The 18,354-nt window shown below is 65.1% G+C and carries 14 protein-coding genes, 1 tRNA gene and 1 pseudogene; 8 read left to right on the top strand and 8 right to left on the bottom strand.

Annotated elements, in window-relative coordinates; translation table 11 throughout:
- Window positions 1-3 precede the first annotated feature (3 nt).
- The 3 genes from ACYOEI_RS08890 to ACYOEI_RS08880 all read right to left on the bottom strand — a co-directional run bounded on the left by ACYOEI_RS08890 (window position 4) and on the right by ACYOEI_RS08880 (window position 3,708).
- The gene (locus ACYOEI_RS08890) at window positions 4-465 is read right to left on the bottom strand and encodes a response regulator (RefSeq protein WP_462849047.1); all 462 of its coding nucleotides are present in this window, start codon (window positions 463-465) and stop codon (window positions 4-6) included.
- 5 nt (window positions 466-470) lie between these two features.
- Window positions 471-1,607 carry a sensor histidine kinase gene (locus tag ACYOEI_RS08885; protein ID WP_462849046.1) on the bottom strand — a complete coding sequence of 379 codons (1,137 nt, stop codon included), beginning with the start codon at window positions 1,605-1,607 and terminating at the stop codon, window positions 471-473.
- 673 nt (window positions 1,608-2,280) lie between these two features.
- On the bottom strand, window positions 2,281-3,708 hold the full coding sequence (locus tag ACYOEI_RS08880) for a DUF418 domain-containing protein (RefSeq protein ID WP_462849045.1): 1,428 nt from the start codon (window positions 3,706-3,708) through the stop codon (window positions 2,281-2,283).
- Window positions 3,709-4,795: 1,087 nt separating this feature from the next.
- On the opposite strand from ACYOEI_RS08880, the gene ACYOEI_RS08875 reads away from it, so the two are divergent.
- From ACYOEI_RS08875 to ACYOEI_RS08865, 3 genes are all read left to right on the top strand, one after another.
- Window positions 4,796-5,176, top strand: coding sequence for an SMP-30/gluconolactonase/LRE family protein (locus ACYOEI_RS08875; RefSeq protein ID WP_462849044.1), 381 nt, complete (start codon window positions 4,796-4,798; stop codon window positions 5,174-5,176).
- A gap of 183 nt (window positions 5,177-5,359) precedes the next feature.
- Window positions 5,360-6,256: a carbon-nitrogen hydrolase gene (locus ACYOEI_RS08870; protein WP_462849043.1), complete on the top strand. Its 897-nt coding sequence runs from the start codon at window positions 5,360-5,362 to the stop codon at window positions 6,254-6,256.
- Entirely contained in the window at window positions 6,253-7,377 is a 1,125-nt protein-coding gene (locus ACYOEI_RS08865; RefSeq protein WP_462849042.1) for an agmatine deiminase family protein, read from the top strand. Before ACYOEI_RS08870 ends, ACYOEI_RS08865 begins: the two co-directional genes overlap by 4 nt.
- Window positions 7,378-7,590: 213 nt before the next feature.
- Here ACYOEI_RS08865 and ACYOEI_RS08860 read toward each other — a convergent pair whose 3' ends face one another.
- Window positions 7,591-7,887, bottom strand: coding sequence for an HNH endonuclease (locus tag ACYOEI_RS08860; RefSeq protein WP_462849041.1), 297 nt, complete (start codon window positions 7,885-7,887; stop codon window positions 7,591-7,593).
- A 218-nt stretch (window positions 7,888-8,105) separates the two neighbouring features.
- Window positions 8,106-9,374, bottom strand: coding sequence for a tetratricopeptide repeat protein (locus ACYOEI_RS08855; RefSeq protein ID WP_462849040.1), 1,269 nt, complete (start codon window positions 9,372-9,374; stop codon window positions 8,106-8,108).
- A gap of 479 nt (window positions 9,375-9,853) precedes the next feature.
- Here ACYOEI_RS08855 and ACYOEI_RS08850 point away from each other — a divergent pair.
- The 3 genes and pseudogenes from ACYOEI_RS08850 to ACYOEI_RS08840 form a co-directional block, all read left to right on the top strand.
- Window positions 9,854-10,660: pseudogene (locus ACYOEI_RS08850) on the top strand (pseudouridine synthase); the annotation flags it as partial.
- 307 nt (window positions 10,661-10,967) lie between these two features.
- A complete protein-coding gene (locus ACYOEI_RS08845) occupies window positions 10,968-11,927 on the top strand; it encodes a hypothetical protein (protein WP_462849124.1) in 960 nt (319 codons plus the stop codon).
- A complete protein-coding gene (locus tag ACYOEI_RS08840) occupies window positions 11,928-12,848 on the top strand; it encodes a dihydroorotate dehydrogenase electron transfer subunit (protein WP_462849039.1) in 921 nt (306 codons plus the stop codon).
- A 55-nt stretch (window positions 12,849-12,903) separates the two neighbouring features.
- On the opposite strand, the gene ACYOEI_RS08835 is transcribed toward ACYOEI_RS08840, so the two are convergent.
- Window positions 12,904-13,668 (bottom strand): UvrB/UvrC motif-containing protein, encoded by a 765-nt coding sequence (locus ACYOEI_RS08835; protein WP_462849038.1) that lies wholly within the window; start codon window positions 13,666-13,668, stop codon window positions 12,904-12,906.
- A 256-nt stretch (window positions 13,669-13,924) separates the two neighbouring features.
- Here ACYOEI_RS08835 and ACYOEI_RS08830 point away from each other — a divergent pair, with 256 nt between their 5' ends.
- Together ACYOEI_RS08830 and ACYOEI_RS08825 are read left to right on the top strand one after the other, a co-directional pair.
- Window positions 13,925-15,250: a hypothetical protein gene (locus tag ACYOEI_RS08830; protein WP_462849037.1), complete on the top strand. Its 1,326-nt coding sequence runs from the start codon at window positions 13,925-13,927 to the stop codon at window positions 15,248-15,250.
- Between the two features lie 153 nt (window positions 15,251-15,403).
- Window positions 15,404-15,476 (top strand) — tRNA-Lys (locus ACYOEI_RS08825).
- A 1,026-nt stretch (window positions 15,477-16,502) separates the two neighbouring features.
- Here the strand turns inward: ACYOEI_RS08825 and ACYOEI_RS08820 are convergent.
- Window positions 16,503-17,492, bottom strand: a complete 990-nt coding sequence (locus tag ACYOEI_RS08820; protein ID WP_462849036.1) for a PIN-like domain-containing protein — start codon at window positions 17,490-17,492, stop codon at window positions 16,503-16,505.
- Entirely contained in the window at window positions 17,489-18,121 is a 633-nt protein-coding gene (locus ACYOEI_RS08815) for an RNA polymerase sigma factor (RefSeq protein WP_462849035.1), read from the bottom strand. The genes ACYOEI_RS08820 and ACYOEI_RS08815 overlap by 4 nt, the downstream gene beginning before the upstream one ends.
- Between the last annotated feature and the right edge of the window lie 233 nt (window positions 18,122-18,354).

Raw genomic sequence — 18,354 nt, 5'->3', positions numbered from 1 at the left:
ATCTCAGGCCCTCTCAGGGTCGTTGGGCAGGTCGACGATCTCGAACCAATAGCGTCCGAGGTCTTTCATCACCTGCACGAGCCCCGAGAAGGACACCGGCTTGGTGATGAACGAGTTCGCCCCCAGGTCATAGCTCCGAAAGATGTCTTCCTCTGCTTTCGACGTGGTCAGGATCACGACCGGGATCCGTTTCAGGTCGGGATGCAGCTTGATCGCTCTCAGGGCGTCGCGGCCGTCCATCCGGGGCATGTTCAGGTCGAGCAGGATCAGGTCCGGCCGCGTCGCGTTGGGGTCGTTCTCGTAGTCCCCGCGCAGGAGGAGGTAATCGAGCAGTTGCTCGCCGTCGCGGACGATCCGAAGATCATTGATGAGACGACTCTGCTTGAGCGCCTCGCTCGTGAATTCGCAGTCGTCCGGGTCGTCGTCGGCCATCAGGATCGTGATGACCCTGTTCTGAGATGCCATGGACTTTACCTCTCTGGGGTGCGCCGGGCGGGCAACACGACGTGGAATGTCGAGCCTTGGCCGAGGATGCCGGTGGCCGAGATCGTGCCGCCGTGCCGTTCCACGATCTTGCGGCTGATGGCCAGGCCCATACCGGTCCCTTCATAGGTGTGCCGGGCGTGGAGCCGCTCGAAGAGTTGGAAGATGCGCGAGGCGTGTCTCGATTCGAACCCGATCCCGTTGTCCTCGACCTCGATCCGGAACGCCTTCTGGGCTCTTGGATCGGGAGGGTGGACTCCGGCGTGGACCACCTCGGCGTGGACCTTGATCGTCGACGCGACGTCGGGCCGGCGGAACTTCAGCGCGTTGCCGAGGAGGTTCTGGAAGAGCTGCCTCATCTGAGTCGGGTCGGCCTCGATGGTCGGGAGCGGGCCGAGCTCCACCGACGCGCCTGCGGCGTCGACCTGGACCTCCAGGTCGCGGAGCACCTCGCCGACGACCCGCCCGAGGTCGACCGCGACGAACGGGCGGGCCTTGGTGGAGATCCGCCCGTAGGTCAGTAGGTCGTTGATCAGCGACTGCATCCTCTCGGCCGCGGCCTGCATCCGGGCGAGATAATCGCGGGCCGGCCCTTCCAGCGAGGCGCCACAGGCATTCTCGAGTCGTTCGCCGAAGGATCGAATCTTGCGGAGCGGCTCCTGCAAGTCGTGCGACGCGATCGAGGCGAAGTCCTCCAGGTCGCGATTGCTCCGCTCGAGCTCGGCGGCATACATCGACGCCTGGGCCTCGGCCGTCCGACGCGCCGTCTCGTCCTGGAACGCGAGCAGGATCATGTCGGGGCGATCTCCCTCGCCCGCGATCTTCCGCGCGTTCAGCAACATGACCCGACGGCCCAGCTTCGGGAAGTCGTGGTCAACCTCGAAGTCCTCGAACGAGGCCTCCCGGGGGATGATCTCGACCAGGAGAGAGATGAGCGCGGGGATGTTCCACTGGCCGTCACCCATCCGGGCGATCTTCCGGCCTTCCGTCTCCTCCGCCGTGACCTGAAATTTCGCGTAGAAGGAGCGATTCGCAAGGACGACGTGGAGCCGACCGTCGAGGACGAGCAACGGTTCACGAATGGTCTCGAGGATCGCCTTGGCGAAGACGGAGTCGTCGTACATTGGTCCACTCGGCGGAAGCGACGCCCGGAGTCGGGAAGTTCGCCGACCACGAGGGCCTTGCCTCGAAGCCGTTGAGCGACGTTCCGGCCCACCCGAACCTACGCCCCGGCCTTTCGGGACAGTAGGGGGGCTGGGGTGTGCGTTGGCGTGACGAATTCGGTGGGGTTAGAGTGTGATCAAAAGGGCATCAGCGTTCGACGCGCCTCGACTTGAGGCGGCGAGAAATGAGGATGGCGGGGGGGGGGCGAGATGTTGTCCAACGATCCGATCTCGAGTTCCAAGAGCCTCTTCCTTCCCGTCCGCGGGTTCCCGCGAAGGTCTCGGTCGGGGGCGAGGAGGATCAATTGATCGGACCGGAGTGAGCGTGAACCCACATCGGGGCAATTAACGCCTCTTGGGTTTCGAGCTCAACTCGGAGTTGCGGCATCGCAAACCCTAGATCATCCCTTCCTTATTAAGACCCCATTGTGATCCAAGACTCGACGAAAATCAATACAAGTTGCCAGGATTCACCATGAAGCGGATCCGTTGCCGTCGCGCAGGGCCTACGCGCGGTGTTGCCGTCGGCCCGACTTCCGGCCTCCGGCGGGGCGATCCACAGGTCGTCGCATCAGCATGAATTCCTCGATTCCTTCAACTAAGGCCGCCGATTTCGCCCGTCCGTCGAGCCCTCTCAACTCGCGGGGGCGGCTGGCGTGCCGGGGCGCCGGCGCATCGGCTGGCGCTCCCCATACGTCAGCGAACGCCAGAGCCATTCCGCCGGGCCGAATCGGAAGGACTCGAGCCAAAGCGGGCTGATCAGGAGTTGCACGGCCCAGATCGTCATGACGATGGCATAGAGGAGGGTCCGGTGGATGACGCCGAAGAAGTCGCAGCCGTAGCCATAGAAGAGGGTCGTGCAGGCGATCGAGTCGAACAGGTAGTTGGAGAGGGCCATGCGTCCGACGGCCGCCAGCCGTCGGGTCAGCCAGGTCAGGACGCCCGCCTTGCAGGCCAGCATCGTGACGCCGATGTGCCCGAAGACAACCGGGAAGCCCCCGTAGACGGTCAGGAGCGGCCATCCCGCAAGGGCGTGGTCGAGGCGATGACCGAGGAAGAACCCATGCCGTGCCTCGTAGACCGCGTCGAAGGCCATCAGCGGGACGCCGACGCCGTAGCCGAGGATTGTCATCCATGCATACGTCCGGTGGGATCGTGATGCGGAGAAGACGCCGAGCTTCATCAGGCCCATCCCGATGAGCATCCGGCCCCCCGCGAACCAGAGCCCTCCGAGGACGAATCCGAAGGTCTGCTCCCAGACCAGGCCGCCGGCCCGGTGCTTGACGATATCGAAATACCCCGCTCGATACGCGAGGACGTCCTGCAAGAACTCCTCGCGTCGAGGTGAGTCGACCTTCGCCATCTCCTCCCAGGCTTCGCTGGCTTTCGTGTCGAGCCAACTTGGCGCCTGCCCCGCCTTGAGTTCGGCCTTGACCCGAACCGACGCCTCTTTCACATACGGGACGATCACCAGTCGGGTGGCCATCAGGATCGGGACGAGCAGCAGGTTGAAGGCAATCCCGGCGACGATCAGGGTTCGCGGCGAGAGCCTCCGGAGCGGATAGAGGAGGAAGCCGCAGCACGCGTAGAGGACCAGGACGTCGCCATCCCAAATCAAATAAGAATGGATCAGGCCGATGACCAGGAGCCAGGCCACCCGCCGATAGTACACTCCCCGCATCGAGGCCCCTCGGACGTCGGCCCGGTCGGACATCAGCACCAAGCCCGCGCCGAAGAGCATCGAGAACAACGTCATCATCTTGGTGTCGAAGACGACATGGTTGAGGCCCCATAAGGCGATGTCGAGCCTCGAGGCGTCGGGGTCGCGGGTGGGGATCTCATAGACATCCCAGGGCCAGGCGAAACCGACGATGTTCATCGCCAGGATGCCCAGGAGCGCGACGCCCCGGATCACGTCGACCGAGGCGACCCGCTCGCCGGCACGGACGGGCCCGGCGTGGACCGTCGAGGATCGCGCCTCTCGAGGCCCTTCCCCCGCGGAAATCGGGGGCGTCTCCTCCGTCATCGGAGGCCGTGGTCGTGGTCGCTCGTCGATCGACATCGGATCCCTCCTCGATCCCCTCTTCGCGAAACCAGTGCCCGGCCTACTCCTCAGTCTTCGAGGGACGAGCCGGATGCTTTCGTCCGTCAGGGCCGGGGAGAACAAATACGAACATGTTAGAACGCCGCCGTTGCGCTGAAGCCGTCCCTCCAGGTGATGATCGGTGAGACCGGCTGGCCCTCGCGGGGGATTAAGTTCTGCGACGCGAGCGGGAAGTCGAGCACCGTCGCCAACGAGCCGGCCTACTATTAACGCCCTCTCCAAGTGGGCGAATGATCATTGTGTGATCGGCTATTTCTTCGAGGCGATCGACGAGCCCTGGTAGAGCACCAAGAACGTGAGCCCGGGCAGCACCAACCAGCCCTGGTTGAGCAGCGCCGGGGCCGAGGGGCATTCCGGGCTCCACACCTCCAACTCCTCCGGCAACGGCGGGAAGTTTATCCCCGAGTTCCTCCGTTAGCCCTCTCCGGCTTCAGGAGCCCTACATTTTTACTCAAATCCGGGTTTCTGCCAAAGTCCTCGTCGACCTCTCCCTCTCAAGAAATCCGGTTTCTGCTAGGAAAATCCCACTTCCTGCTTCAATCTGCGGACGCTGGGGGATTTTCGTGATCTCAGGGTGCCCCGCGGGGGCATGAGCCAACCCGGTTTCTGCCAGGGTCACTGCAGCAACCCTCTCCCGGATCCGTCGTCCTGCGGATCCGCCCTCGCCCTCGCCTGGGACTCGGGGTTGGAAACGCCCGGTGGCAGGAGGCCAGCATTGGCTTGACCGAATGGGTTCGGTCTGCTCGACCCTGTCCCGTGCGAGCGGGGTCGGTTTCCCACGCTCGTCCGCAAATTCGAGGCGAAGCCGATCCGGTCCTTCCTGACCACCGGCACCATAGGGACATGGAAAACTGCGCCGGCGACCGGTTCCTGCTCGACCAGGAGATGGACAAGGCCTGAAGTTCTCGGGTTATGGTGATGTTTTTCGGACGATCGAGGGCGGCCACGTCGCGGGATACTACGACAATTTCCGCGAGGCGATGAGCTACCCCTGGAAGGGCTGGCCCGAGCCCGTCCGGGCCGGGCCGGGCCGGGCGCCCCGAGGGTGCGCGACGTGATCCTCCCCGCCGAGCCCTGGCAACTCCTCGCGGAGGGCCGCCATGACGCGCGAGGGCCCGCCGTCAACGCGCGAGGCGAGGTGTTCTTCGTCGAGCGTTCGGAGAACCAGGTCCGCCGCATCGACCTCGACGGGAAGCACAATGACTTCCTCCCCGACGCCGGTCGAGCGGATGGCCTGACGGTGGGGCCGAAGGGCGAGGTGATCGCCGTTTCGGGAGAGACCGGGAAGGTCATGAGCGACGACGAGTCGGGCCAGGTGATCCTGCCCATCCCGGGAGCCGTCGCCCCGTCGGCGGCTGTCTCGGGGGACGTGATATGGACACGCTCTTCGCGTTCTGCGGCGATTCGATCTGGGAGCGTAAGGTGAAGGTCCACGCCGTCGGCGTCTCCAGCCCGAAGACCTCCGTCCGGGCGACGCCCCTGTAAACCGCCTCATGCCGAGAGTTGGCCTCCCGTGCGGACAAGCCGGGCGCGTCCCCCCCCTTGACGTCCCGGTTAGGATAAAGGACGTTTGATAACGGGAATTGACCCCGGGAGGGTACGCCTCGAGATGAGCCGAACCGCGAAACCGTTCAACGTCGCCCTGGTGCAGATGCGGTGTTCGACCGACCCCGACGACAACGTACGCCGGGCGTGCGAGGCGCTCCGCGAGGCCGCCGGGCGGGGGGCGCAGATCGCCTGCCTGCCCGAGCTGTTTCGGACGCAATACTTCTGCCAGGTCGAGGACGCGTCCCGGTTCGACCTCGCCGAGTCGATCCCCGGGCCGACGACGCAGGCCCTCGCCGAGGTGGCGCGCGAGTCCAAGTTGGTGGTCGTCGGCTCGCTCTTCGAGCGGAGGACGGCGGGCCTCTACCACAACACGGCGGTCGTCTTCGACGTCGACGGCTCCGTCCGCGGCATGTATCGGAAGATGCACATCCCCGACGACCCGCTCTATTACGAAAAGTATTACTTCACGCCCGGCGACCTCGGGTTCCAGGCGATCGAGACGAGCGTGGCGAAGGTCGGGACCCTGGTCTGCTGGGACCAGTGGTATCCCGAGGCCGCCCGCCTGACGGCCTTGCAGGGGGCCGAGGTCCTTTTCTACCCCACGGCCATCGGCTGGCACCCGGCCGAAAAGGCCGAGTTCGGCGCGGCGCAGGCCGACGCCTGGGAGACCGTCCAGCGGGCCCACGCGATCAGCAACGGCCTGTTCGTCGCCGCGGTCAACCGCGTCGGGCACGAAGGGCCCGCCGACGGCGGCCTCGAGTTCTGGGGCGGCTCGTTCCTGGCCGACCCCTTCGGCCGCGTCCTCGCCCGAGCGGGGAGGGACACCGAGGAGATCCTCATCGTCCCCTGCGACCCCCGCCTCCAAGAAGAGACCCGGCGCAACTGGCCCTTCCTCCGCGACCGCCGCATCGACGCTTACGGATCGATCACCCGACGCTTCCTCGACCCCACCCCATGAGCGAACACGAGACCGCAGCCGAGACCGAACCCAAAACCCCCGCCGGACTCGGATACCGGATGCCCGCCGAGTGGGAGCCGCACGAGGCGACCTGGATCGCCTGGCCCCACAACCGCGAGGACTGGCCGGGCAAGTTCGCGCCGGTCCCCTGGGTCTACGCCGAGATCGTCCGACTCCTGAGCCGGGTCGAGCGGGTGAACATCGTCATCAAGGGGAAGAAGGCGAAGGCGAAGGCCGCCGAACAACTCCTCCTCCACGGGGTCGACCTCGACCGGGTCGAGTTCTTCAAGGCGCCGACCGACCGCGTCTGGCTCCGCGACTCGGGCCCGACATTCGTGGTCAACGACCGGCCTGACCTGGAGCCGGCCGACCGCGTCGCGACGATCGACTGGCGGTTCAACGCCTGGGCGAAATACGACAACCACCACGACGACGACCGCCTCCCGCGCCGGATCGCGAAGCGTCTTGGCCTGAAGCGGTGGGTGCCCCGGGCCGAGGCCGACGGCGAACTTATCCGCGTGGTCCTCGAAGGGGGGGCGATCGACGTCAACGGCCGGGGGACGCTGCTGACGACCGAGGAATGCCTGCTCGACGAGGTCCAGGCCCGCAACCCCCGCCTCGACCGCGCCGGGATCGAACGCGCGCTCGCCGATCACCTCGGCATCCGGAACGTCATCTGGCTCGGCCGGGGGATCGCTGGTGACGACACCCACGGCCACGTCGACGACATCGCTCGTTTCGTCGATCCCAGCACGGTCGTCACGGTCATCGAGCGTCGAGAGTCCGACCCCAACTTCGAGCCGCTCCAGGACAACCTTCGCCGACTCCACGAGGCGCGCGACCAGGACGGCCAGCCCCTCAGGGTCGTCACCCTCCCGATGCCATCGCCGGTGACCTTCGAAGGCCAACTCCTCCCCGCGAGCTACGCCAACTTCTACATCGCCAACGGCCTTGTCATCGTCCCGACCTTCAATGACCCGGCCGATCGCGAGGCCCTGAACACCCTCGCCTCCGTCTTCCCCGGCCGAGAAGTCGTTGGCATCCACGCCGTCGATCTCGTCCTCGGCCTGGGCACCCTCCACTGCCTCTCTCAGCAGCAGCCGGCCGCGCCTGCGGTGTGAGGGGGTGAACAAGAAATTGTTAAAGGAAATCCAAAGACGCAGCCGTGTCTCATCCTCGAGACCCCCAGAGATCGAGGACCTCGCCTCGACCCGACTTATCAAGGCGGGGACCACCCAAATAGCTCTTCCGCCTGGCGGATGAACAATCGTCTCGGATGGTTGAACTCCAGGGCGAGCACGGTGGCTCGCCCGGAGGCCGTACGACCGACGACTTCATAAGCGATCCCAGATGAAATGTTCGGTCCAATCATTCTTCCTTGGATGAAACAGGGGAACGATCTCCGTGCTAATTGGGTCGAGCATCTCGACTCGGTCGGACTTTCGCAGGTTGCAGCCAGGACGACGCCAGGCCGGATTGTTGATGTTCGAGTCACCACCCCGAGATCGTGGATGGATGTGCTCGACGTGATAGGTGGCTCCCTGGGGTTCCTGATGCATTTTGCAGTATTCACAACGGCCTTCAGCACGCTGCTCAACCAGACGTGACACCTCAGCCGTGATCCCGGTCATGCCGGCGGACGTCCCAGGAGATTCAGGGCCTTGGCTCGGTAATCGCCGGTCTGGAACAAGGCCCATTTCTGGGGAAATGGGCTCGCCCTTTTCCTAACTCAGATGTCGGGGTTGTTGAGACTCTCGAGGCTGAGGTCTGGCGTGGAGAGGAAATGCCGCCCTTTGGGCTAGGGCCTTCCAGTCCCCTCGCAAGTGGCCTGATCCTATGGGTGGGCCGATCATTTGAGATCCGATTCACTTCTCTCTGCGTTGGCCATGTCGAGGGTTTGCCAGGTCCGGTACTGGGGCGATTTGACGAACTCGGAGAACTCCGGAAGTTTGGTCATGTCCTCATAATGGGTTCCGAAGTTGTCGTGGAGCGCCTTCAGGGCGGAGAGGGTCCCGTCGAAATCATTCTTGCGGAGGGTGACGACGATCAGGCTGTCGTAGGCCTGTTGCAGTGTGGGGTCTTCGGCGATGGCCTTTCGGACCTCATCCTCCGCGGCGACGAGGTCGTTCGCGAGGAGCGAGACGCCGGCGCGGAGTACGTGGAGGTAAGGGTCGCCATGCACCGACTTGTCGAGATGACCGAGACACTCGAGCGCCTTCGGATAGTCCTTCTTCATCGTGAAGTAGTCGATCGAGATCATGTCCACGCACGGATCGTTGGGGTATCGCCTGCGGAAGTCTTCGAGCGCCGTCTCATACAGGGTCTCGCCCGCTGCGTCCGCGGCACGCAGGCGGATCAACTGCACCGTCTTGTCGTTCTTCACGACCTCCGAGAGGCCATCGTAGATCTTCAACGCGTCCTGGGGTCGGCCCTGGGCCTGGGCCGTCATCAACTGTTGGAATTGGGGGAATTCCTTGAGGAATGCCTGCTCCGAACCTCGGAGCCGATCCAGTATCCCCCGCGAGCTGTGCGTGGCCGTGTATGCGTAGAGTCGTCGGATCGGCTGTGAGACGAATTCGGCGGAGAGGAACGTATACACGTCGACGGCGCGGACAACCTTGTCGTCACGCTTGGCGAGGATGTAGAAGTGGTAATTGATCGCCCCGTCCGCCGAGATCATTCGGAATAAGACGCCCTTGCGTTTGTCGCGGGTGAAGATCCGGAGGAACGTGTACGCCCCGCCGTCGCGCGTGGTTTCGAGGATCTCCTTGACGTACCGGTTATCCGCCAGGATCGACGTCCTCGCGCCTCCAATGAACCCCTTCCGGGCCGCCTCCGGCGCCGGGATGCCGGCCGTCGCGGCTTCGAGGATGGCCTCCCAATCGATCTCGGACGCGAAACGGGCGGAATCGCCCATCGCCACTTCTTCCTGGGTCCGGTCGGCGAAGGCCCGGCAGTCCTCGTCGGAGACGGTGATTCCCGTCTTCGGGGCGTTCCCTGCCTTGACGCGAGCGTCGGCCGAATGGCCGGCTCCCATCTTGCCACACCCCCCTGCCCCGACGGCCAGGATCGTCGAGAAGATCAGGGTGATGTTCACGCTCCGTCGGAGGACGTACATGGTCGGGACTCCATCCAGGTCTCGTGGTCCGGAGATCCGATCTCGGTCGCACTCAACGCTAATCCCGAAGAGGTCGAGCCGCCAGCGTGACGAGTCGGCCTTGGTCGCATCGCGCCCGCCGGTGCGTAGACGGGGCGTTGACAATTGACATCACCGGAAACAATACCCTCAAATCCAAGGATGGTTCCCGCAATGCGCCATCGCCATGTTCCCGGATCGTGATAACCCGGACGATCGGTCGACTTTGACCGCCCGCTGATCCGGCAGGCGCAGCAGATGTCGGGCAGGTTTCCCCCGTCCATTTGCTCAGGGTTCCGGTTCCGGAGCCCAACGATCCTTGGAAAAACCTCGGGCAGGCCCCTGGACATTCCGAGGTGTTGGGAGATATTCTAAGTGTTGAGGAACGCCCCGGCGTTCGCGTTTTTTTGCGCCAGACCCCATCTGGACACGGTTCCCGAGAAGCAAGGATTCGGATTCCCATGGCGAATCGCCGCCCCCCGCGAGGGGAGGGACAGGGCCGCCGCCCGGCGCACGGCCAGAAATCGGCCGGCCCCGGCTCAGGTCACGGTCGGAGGCCGACCGGCCCGCCCAAGGGCCCAAGGCCCAACGGCCCGGCGCGTCGAGGCAAAGCCTCCGCGCCCAAGACGTCGCGCGGCGATTCGGACGCGGGCATCGATCGTCTCCAGAAAGTGCTCGCACACGCCGGCATCGGCTCCCGACGCGCCTGCGAGGACGTGATCCTCCAGGGTCGTGTCACCGTCGATGGCCAGGTCGTCCGCGAGCTCGGCAGCAAGGTCGACCCCCAAAACTCCAAGATTTTCGTCGACGGCGAGCGGATCTATCCTGAGAAGATCGTCTACTTCGCCGTCAACAAGCCCAAGGGATATGTTTCGACGAACAACGACCCCTCGGGACGCCCCCGGGTCGTCGACATCCTCCCCGAAATCCCCCAGCGGGTCTACACGGTCGGCCGCCTCGACGAGATGAGCACCGGCCTCATCCTGCTGACCAACGATGGCGAGCTCGCCAATAAGCTGGCCCATCCCAAGTTCGGCGTCGAGAAGCTGTATCGGGCCGTTGTCGCCGGGAGCCCCGACCGCGAGGTCCTCAACAAGCTGACCGAAGGGATCTGGCTCGCCGAAGGTAAGGTCCGGGCTCGCCGGGTCCGCGTCGTCGGCAAAAAAGGGGAGTCGACGGTCCTCGAGATGGTCCTCGCGGAAGGGAAGAACCGCGAAGTCCGGCGCATGCTCGCCAAGCTCGGGCACAAGGTCATGACGCTGACACGCGTCGCCGTCGGCCCGATCACCCTCAAAGGTCTGACCCCCGGCCAGTTCCGCCCCCTCGCCAACGCCGAGATCGACCTGCTTCGCAAGGTTGCCGCGGGGATCGTCGTCTCGCCGTCGCGGTTCGCCGAACGCAAGGCGCCCCGAGGCCCCGGGCGTCCGCAGGCCTCGAGCCCTGATGCGAGGCCCAGAGAAGGCACGAACGCCCGACCGGGTGAGTCGCGACGGAAGAATCCCTATTATCCCGCCCCTCGCGAACCCCGTCGGCAAAACGCTTCGGGCGGCCCCGGGTACAATCCGAGGCCTCGGGATGGAGATGGTGTGCGTTCGGAAGGTCCTCCGTCGGGACCCCCGCGACGTCGATTCGAGCCCCAGGGTCCCGGTGGACCCCGAAGGCCAGGCCCGCCGTCCTCCTCGCCTCGCGGCCGAACCTTTGGCGTGCGTCGACCGGAATCCGATGGACCCCCGACCGGCGGTCGCCCGCCTCGTCCCGAGGGATTGCCCCCTTCGCCTCGCCGAGGTGCGGGTGACTCCGCTCCGAGGCGGCCGGGTCCCCATTCCGAAGCGCCGACCCGACGGATTGTCGGCGAAGGTGGTTACCCGCCTCGCCCCGAAGGGCTCCCGCCCTCGCAACGTCGACCTTCGAATGAAGGTGGCCCGCGTCGCCCCGGCCCCTACTCCGAGGAGCCGACCCGACGCATCGTTGGCGAAGGTGGTCGCCCGCCTCGCCCCGAAGGATTGCCCCCCTCACAACGCCGAGGTTCAGGCGATTCTGCGCCGAGACGTCCCGGTTCCTACTCCGAGGAGCCGACCCGGCGGATCGTTGGCGAAGGTGGTCGCCCGCCTCGCCCCGAAGGGCTCCCGCCCTCGCAACGTCGGCCTTCGAATGAAGGTGGCCCGCGCCGCCCCGGCCCCACTTCCGGAGGGCCGCCGGCCCGAGGGAACCTCGGGCCGGGTCCGCGTCCTCCTCGTCCGTCGGGACCTCCTCCGTCGCAGCGTCGACCTGCGGGCGGCCCCACCCCGCCGCCGCGTCCCGAACCATCGTCAGATGATGGACCGCCCATGCGTCGGATCATCGGGCTCGAATCGGGGAGGAGACCTGAACCCCCGTCGCCACGACCGATGCCCAAACGCCCCTTCCCTCGAGCATCCCTCGGGCCCAGGAAGCCTCGCCTCCGTCGCGAGGACGGTGACGCGGGAGAGGAATGAGCGGGACGTCCTTCGACGCAGTCTCGCGTGCCGTCAACTCGAGGTCGGTGAGATGCCCTGAATGGCCTCTCTCCGGCCTCTCCCCGAAGTGAGGGTCCGGACCTTGGAAGCGGTGGCTCCTGCGTGCGCGGCCCAGCGGACGGTGACCGTCCTCGAAAACGTGGAGATGGCCCGGGACACGTTCCGGATCCGCCTCGACGATCCGGAGATGGCCCGGTCCATCCTCCCCGGCCAATTCCTCATGATCCGCTCGGGTGAGGGGACCGACCCGCTCCTGGGCCGTCCGTTCGCCCTCTATGACGTCGCGAGGGACGGGGCTGGGACGCCGGTCGCCGTGGACGTTGTGTACCTCGTGATCGGCCGAGGGACCGCCGCGCTGGCGAGACGCCGGTCAGGAGATCGTGTCACCGTCTGGGGGCCGCTGGGCCATGGCTTCGGCCCTCCGCCCGCAGGGCCCGTCGTTTTCGTCGCGGGGGGGATCGGCCAGACCCCGTTCCTCGCCCTCGGCCGGAGCTGGCTCGGGCTCGCGCCCTACGGCGAAGAGAGTTCGGGGGAAGAACCGGGACAGGGCCCCTTCGCAACGTCGGCAACCTTGCTCTACGGCGTCCGCAACGCGGCGTTGGCGGCCGGGGTCGACGACTTCGAGGCCGCGGGCATCCGGGTGGAGCTCGCGACCGACGATGGTTCGGCGGGCCACCACGGTTATGTCACCCAACTCCTCGAACGCCGGCTCGAACGCGGCGAACGCCCGGCCAAGGTTGTCGGCTGCGGACCGCCTCTTATGCTCGCGGCCCTCACCCGACTGGTCGAGCGGCACGGGATCCCATGCGACCTCTCGCTCGAGAACCACATGGCCTGCGGCTTCGGCGTCTGCTTCAGTTGCGTCGCGCCGATTAAGCAGCCCGACGGGACCGTCGACCTTCGTCGCGTCTGCGTCGAGGGGCCGATTTTCCCGGCATCCACCGTCGACTGGCCGGGTTGAACCGGTCGGACGGAGACCAAGACTCGAGGTATGACCCTTTCGCACTCTGCGAACCTCAGCGCTTCGTCCGCGCCTTGATCTGGTCGCGGAGCCTGGCGGCGAGCTCGTAGTCTTCCTCGGCGACGGCGTCGTCGAGCTGCTCTCGCAACGTCTTCGCGACGGCGAAGTTTTTGCGGATCTCCTGCTCGAGGACGCGAAGCTGCTCGATGAGGGGTTGGTTGGGGGTCTCCTCCTGGTCGTGCGACTCGGCCCATTGGTTGTGGTGGGCCACGAGTTTCTCCGCCCCTTCGCGGACGGCGTCGATCGCCTCTTCGGGCTTCCGCCGTTCGAGCGCCAGCGCGGCCGCGGCCTGGGTCCTGTGGAATAGGACGAGGCCCCGGAATCGCTCGTGGGACGCGATGTACTCTTCATCCGGCCCGTGGAGCTGAACGAAGTCCATCAGGGCCAGGGTGTGGTCGGTATCGAGGAGCGCCTTGTCATAGCGCTGGAGCGTCAACCAGGCGACCCGCCGATGATAATACTGGACGAACTCGCGATCGGCCTCGGTGCAGTGCTCCGGCGACATCGCCCACTTCGCCTTCGCGCTGCGGTCTCGCGCCTTGCTCCCGGCTCGATAGCGGAGGTAGTCGAGATAGGTCGTGAAGCCGTGCGGCTGGGTCCCGTCCGGACGCCCGACGACCTCCATCTGGAGCGCACCGAGCTCGACACGGATCTGGACCACCATGCGACCGTCGCGCGCCCGGAGCTCGCGTGCGATCACCTCGCCAGGCTCGGGTTCATACGGCCACCCTTGGATCGTGTCGTCCATATCGCGACGCATCGCCAGCCCCCCGCGGAGGGTCGGAAGACGTTCGAAGACCCTCACGAAATCGATTATATCAAGGAGCCGTCCTCGAGCCTATCGTCACCACCCTTATGCATTCGCGGTGCCGACTCTGTTGCTTTAGGGATCGCCTGGCCAATGCTCCCGATCCGTTCGCATTGACAGCGCCGAGCGGGGGCTTCATGATGGCCCCGAAACGGCCCCTTGACGCGGCCCGACTTTCCCGATCCCACCAAGAAATACCGAGCCACTGATGTTCACCAGCGAGCCCAGCCTGGCTCAACGCATCGAGCGCATGATCGCCGAGACGCCGATCATCGACACCCACACGAATCTCCGGGGCGACGAGCTCGCCGCACCCGACCTCGCCACCCTCCTGGCCGAGCCCGGGGTCCGCACCGAGCTCCGATCCGTCGGCATGCCCCGGGCGGACTTCGACCCCGCCCTGCCCGTCGACGAACGCGTCCGGCGCACGATCCCGTACCTGCGCCGGATGCGGAACACCGCGTCGGCCTGGTGCCTCTACCGGATCTTCCGCGACATCTATGACTTCGGCGAGCCGCACCTGACCGAGTCCAATTACGTCGAGCTCCTCGACCGGGTCGCGGCGACCGGCCGAGACCCCGCCTGGGTCCCCAGCCTCCTCCGAGACCAATGCAATATCCGGGCCTTCGCGACGAGCGTGGCGAATCGAGCGTCCGACCCCGCCCAGAACCCGGCCAACCTCTTCTATTGGCTCGACCTGACTTCCCTGGTTGCGCCCGAGCTCGGAGTCGAATCTGTTCCGGACGCCGACGACGCGTCGTCGACCGATCCAAGCTACTACGACTCCCTCTGCACCCTCCTCGGCGATCGACCCGACCAAACCGAGCGGCTGGACACCTTGATCGGTGATTGGCTCGGCCGAACCGTCACGGGGAGCGTCCGTTTCACCCACGCTCGCCTGCCGATCGACCGAGGCTTTTCTGCCCCCGACGAGGACCACGCCCAGTTCGTCCTGACTCAGTACGCCGACGACTGCGACCCGGCCGACATCGACACCGAAGCCCTGGCCCATTACGTCACCGGGCAGATCCTCGCCTGGCACCACGAGAACCGAAAGCCCCTCCAACTCGCCTTCGGCCTCGAGCCACCGCGAGGTGATGACAGGCGCCTCCCTCGCTTCCGCGAAGACTGGTCGAGCGACCTGGCCCTGGCGTTCTCGCACTTCAAGAACGCCCGTTTCGAGCTCCTGACGGCCTCCGACCTCCTCTCCCAGGAAGTTGCCGAACTCGCCCGCCAGTACCCCAACGCCTACGCCTCGGGCTACTGGCAGCACACCTTCGTCCCCCCCACGATCGATCGGACCTTCGGCCTCCGGATCCAGACCGCCCCGATGACGAAGGTCGTCGGTTTCTTCTCCGAAGCGACCTCCGTCGAATGGGCCTACGGCAAACTCCAGGTCGCCAAGAAAGCCATGGCCGCCGCCCTCGCCCGCCAGGTCGACGCCGGCTACTTCGAGGAACACGACCTCCCCCCGATCCTCCGCCAGGTCCTCCACGACACCCCCCGCGACCTCTACGGCCTGACCTCAAGCTAACCAATCCCCACCCATTCCATCCCATCCCCGCCGATTCCCACTCGGCGGGGATCCTCAGCCCGTCCGCAGCGGCCCTGCGAAAAAAGACCCTCGACCCCCTTGAAAACTCCCCCGTCCCACGGCATAATTTGAATCTCGCCTGACGCATCTGCCGCCTCCCTAGCTCAATTGGCAGAGCAGCTGACTCTTAATCAGCGGGTTGTAGGTTCGAGTCCTACGGGAGGCATTTATCTGCGAGATTTCACATCACTCCCTGGCAATGATATGAGGCCGGCTTTTCGCCGGCCTCTGTTTGTTGGTCGAAGTTTAGTTCTTCCGTAGCAGCCCTCCCCCACCCTCCCTCCATATCTACGTTTGCGAAAGCTCGACTTTTGGCTTTCACATATCAGTGATTTGTCGTTGATTGCGGTGTCGAGGACAGACCGGATGAACCTGGCGTTGTCGATACGGTCTAACCTCGCGATGTAGCGGTGCCGGCCCCCTCGCTCAAGGAAGTCCACCGTGAAGGATGTGGCGCTCGGCCGACTGATGGATCGGAACGCGGTCCTGTTCGCGGTCTATACGCTCGCGGACCGTGAGGGGCAGTTCTGTTCCGCGACAAATACGAGCATTGCCGAGTCGTCGGGCCGCTCGCTTGCGGTTGTCGATACTGTGCTCCCGGGGTTGGAACGCGAGGGTGTCATCAGGACCTTTGGCCCGTGCGAGGGCCTACCCGAACGAATTCCTATCCTTATGGGTCATCCGGATCCATGGATATGCAAGCGATATCGCGGACAGGCCTACCGTCGGGAACGCCAGGCTCTGCGGGCGGAATAAGTCGAGTGGGCTGCTTGCCCAGGGTTCTGTGTCCGGCTCGAATATGTAGGTTCGAGGCCTCGGGCCAGAGCGGCTGAATTCATGAGACGTATGCGATTTCCGTTGCGGTGGATGTTGGCTTTGGTCGCTGTCATCGGCTTGCTGCCGGGTGCCGAGCGACTATGACGACGCTCTGAGCACTATCGGAATCCGGCGGCTTTGTGTGCCTACTTTGAGTTCTGATCAAGAAAGTCGGTGCCGTCTCGTTCGGTAACGGCTACGACCACGCCTTCCTCTCGATGAGATCAGCGATCGTTTGTCGACAACGTCCCTCGAGCGACTGTCCCTCAAAAATGCTTCCGTTCGATCTTCAATCCGGCTCCTCCGCAATCTCGAAGATTCGTGGTGTCGTGCCCTTCGCGTTCTCGACGAGGTCGGGCCAGACTTTGACGAAATTTTAGGATTGTTCTTTATAGAAATTCATGTGTATCCATTGGCTCGACAGGCAGAAGAACGTGAGCTTGGCCTCCTTCAAGGCGGACAGTTCGGTCTTGTTCTTCAGGATCCTGCCGTCGCCGCTCACGATGACCCATGGCGAGTCATCGGCTCCCAGGACCTCGATCCATTCCGCGTCGGGAGTCGTCGGCTTGGATCGGTCGTCATCGTAATAGGATCGCGCCGTATGGTCTCGATCCAAGAGATCTGCCATGCGAGCAAGGAAAGGCGATATGTTCCGATCAAAGGAGAACCTCATGCCGCCATGCTTTGCTCGAACTCCACGGCGGCCATGACGTGTTTCGCGTGGACCCTGAACCAGTCCGCGACCAAGTTCGGCATCCTGGTCGTTGGCCTCATACGCCGCGGACAGGATGGCGGTGGCGATCCCAACGCCTTCGATGATCGGCTTGCCCAGGCAAATCGCCGGGTCGATCACGACCAGGTTCGCGATGGACCAGCGCCGCGCCATGGCCGACGCCTCGTCGTAATCGATCCGCCGGAGGATCTCCGGGAAAACACGCTGGTGTCTCAGGATCTCAATCATCTCGGCCTGGCCATTCTCGTCGAGCCCGAGCGTGAAGATCTGGCCTTCCTTCGTAAGGATCTCCTTCCGGCAGAACGGATGCTTCGTCTCAAGATCCTTCCTGAGTTGTTCGTGGACCCTCCGGAGGGATTGCAAGGAGCCGCCGCGATCTCGGAGCTGGCCGGCGACGAAGAGCTCGATTAGGTCATGAAAACTGATTGCCCGATCCCCATCGACGGTCGGGTAGTCGCTGAGGAAGACCTGCGTGAGGGCCTTCGGGGCGGGGGTAGACTTCGCTTCGGCCGGGCCCGAAGCCGACTGCGACGGCTCGTCTCCCCCATCCCCACGGCTCCACGTGGCGGTCGCCGCAACACCGATCGCCAGCACGCTCGCGGTGATCATCCCGATCCGTCTCAAGGCCGTCATTCGCAATTCTGCGATACGAGTGCCGCGACCCCCATGCGAGCGACCAGGCTGATTGCCCGGCCGGCCGCGACGCGCGTCGCAGCGGTGGTGGTCATCTGGATCAGAGCTTCCGGGATGGATCCTCCCACCCGGATCGTTGCGACCGTCGCGGTCGGTTGGAGGCCCCGATGCTCCAGGCGTGATCTCAGGCGGACCCTCGCGCGGGCCAGGCGGCTGCGGACCGTCCCGGCCGGCCATCCCAGCCGCTGTGCGGCCTGCTCGGGGGTCAGTCCTTCCAGCAGGCAGAGCACGACCGGGGCGCGTTGTGGGCCGGGGAGCCGATCGATTTCCTCGTGGATAACCCCGCGTTCGTCGTCCGGGGCGGTCTCGTATGACTGGGCTGCTCTCCCTGCCGCGATCGCCTCGCTTCGACGACGCCGACTTGCGGCCGACCGTGCGGATGCGGATAAGGCCGAGCGTCGAGCCACCCGGTGCAGCCATGGCCCCAGCGAATCCTTCACCCAAAGTGACCCCGCCCACCGCGGCAGGACGAGGAACGTTGCTTGGAAGGCGTCGCAAGCGTCGTGCTCATCGCGGAGAACGCTGCGGCAGACGTTCATCACCATCCGCCCGTGGCGGTCCACCAGCATGCCGAAGGCCCACTCCGCAGCCTCGTCCCGCTGGGCCGCAAACCCCTCGAGAAGCTGCGAATCCGAAAGCCCGCCAGCGGCCCCCCAGAAGTAACAGCGCCTCTGTAGGCCAGAACTCGATCGTTCGTTCCCCGTCCAATGCCAGGCCTCCCGTTCCCCACCCCAGTTCATCGCCTTACAAAAGGATAAAGGCACGTCGACCGCCGCCATGTCCCATTTTCCCAGGCACGTTC

The sequence above is a fragment of the Singulisphaera rosea genome, from assembly GCF_054877945.1.
The sequence above is the reverse complement of the archived record's forward strand: the minus strand, read 5'-3'. Positions and strand labels throughout refer to the sequence as shown.

Excerpts from the sequence above, each read along its gene's own strand:
- ACYOEI_RS08820 (WP_462849036.1), bottom strand. The coding sequence starts at position 17,492 with ATGACGGCCTTGAGACGGATCGGGATGATCACCGCGAGCGTGCTGGCG.
- ACYOEI_RS08885 (WP_462849046.1), bottom strand. The coding sequence starts at position 1,607 with ATGTACGACGACTCCGTCTTCGCCAAGGCGATCCTCGAGACCATTCGT.
- ACYOEI_RS08835 (WP_462849038.1), bottom strand. The coding sequence starts at position 13,668 with ATGCGTCGCGATATGGACGACACGATCCAAGGGTGGCCGTATGAACCC.
- ACYOEI_RS08815 (WP_462849035.1), bottom strand. The coding sequence starts at position 18,121 with ATGCTGGTGGACCGCCACGGGCGGATGGTGATGAACGTCTGCCGCAGC.
- ACYOEI_RS08890 (WP_462849047.1), bottom strand. The coding sequence starts at position 465 with ATGGCATCTCAGAACAGGGTCATCACGATCCTGATGGCCGACGACGAC.
- ACYOEI_RS08840 (WP_462849039.1), top strand. The coding sequence starts at position 11,928 with ATGGCCTCTCTCCGGCCTCTCCCCGAAGTGAGGGTCCGGACCTTGGAA.
- ACYOEI_RS08855 (WP_462849040.1), bottom strand. The coding sequence starts at position 9,374 with ATGTACGTCCTCCGACGGAGCGTGAACATCACCCTGATCTTCTCGACG.
- ACYOEI_RS08845 (WP_462849124.1), top strand. The coding sequence starts at position 10,968 with ATGGAGATGGTGTGCGTTCGGAAGGTCCTCCGTCGGGACCCCCGCGAC.
- ACYOEI_RS08860 (WP_462849041.1), bottom strand. The coding sequence starts at position 7,887 with ATGACCGGGATCACGGCTGAGGTGTCACGTCTGGTTGAGCAGCGTGCT.
- ACYOEI_RS08830 (WP_462849037.1), top strand. The coding sequence starts at position 13,925 with ATGTTCACCAGCGAGCCCAGCCTGGCTCAACGCATCGAGCGCATGATC.
- ACYOEI_RS08870 (WP_462849043.1), top strand. The coding sequence starts at position 5,360 with ATGAGCCGAACCGCGAAACCGTTCAACGTCGCCCTGGTGCAGATGCGG.
- ACYOEI_RS08880 (WP_462849045.1), bottom strand. The coding sequence starts at position 3,708 with ATGTCGATCGACGAGCGACCACGACCACGGCCTCCGATGACGGAGGAG.
- ACYOEI_RS08865 (WP_462849042.1), top strand. The coding sequence starts at position 6,253 with ATGAGCGAACACGAGACCGCAGCCGAGACCGAACCCAAAACCCCCGCC.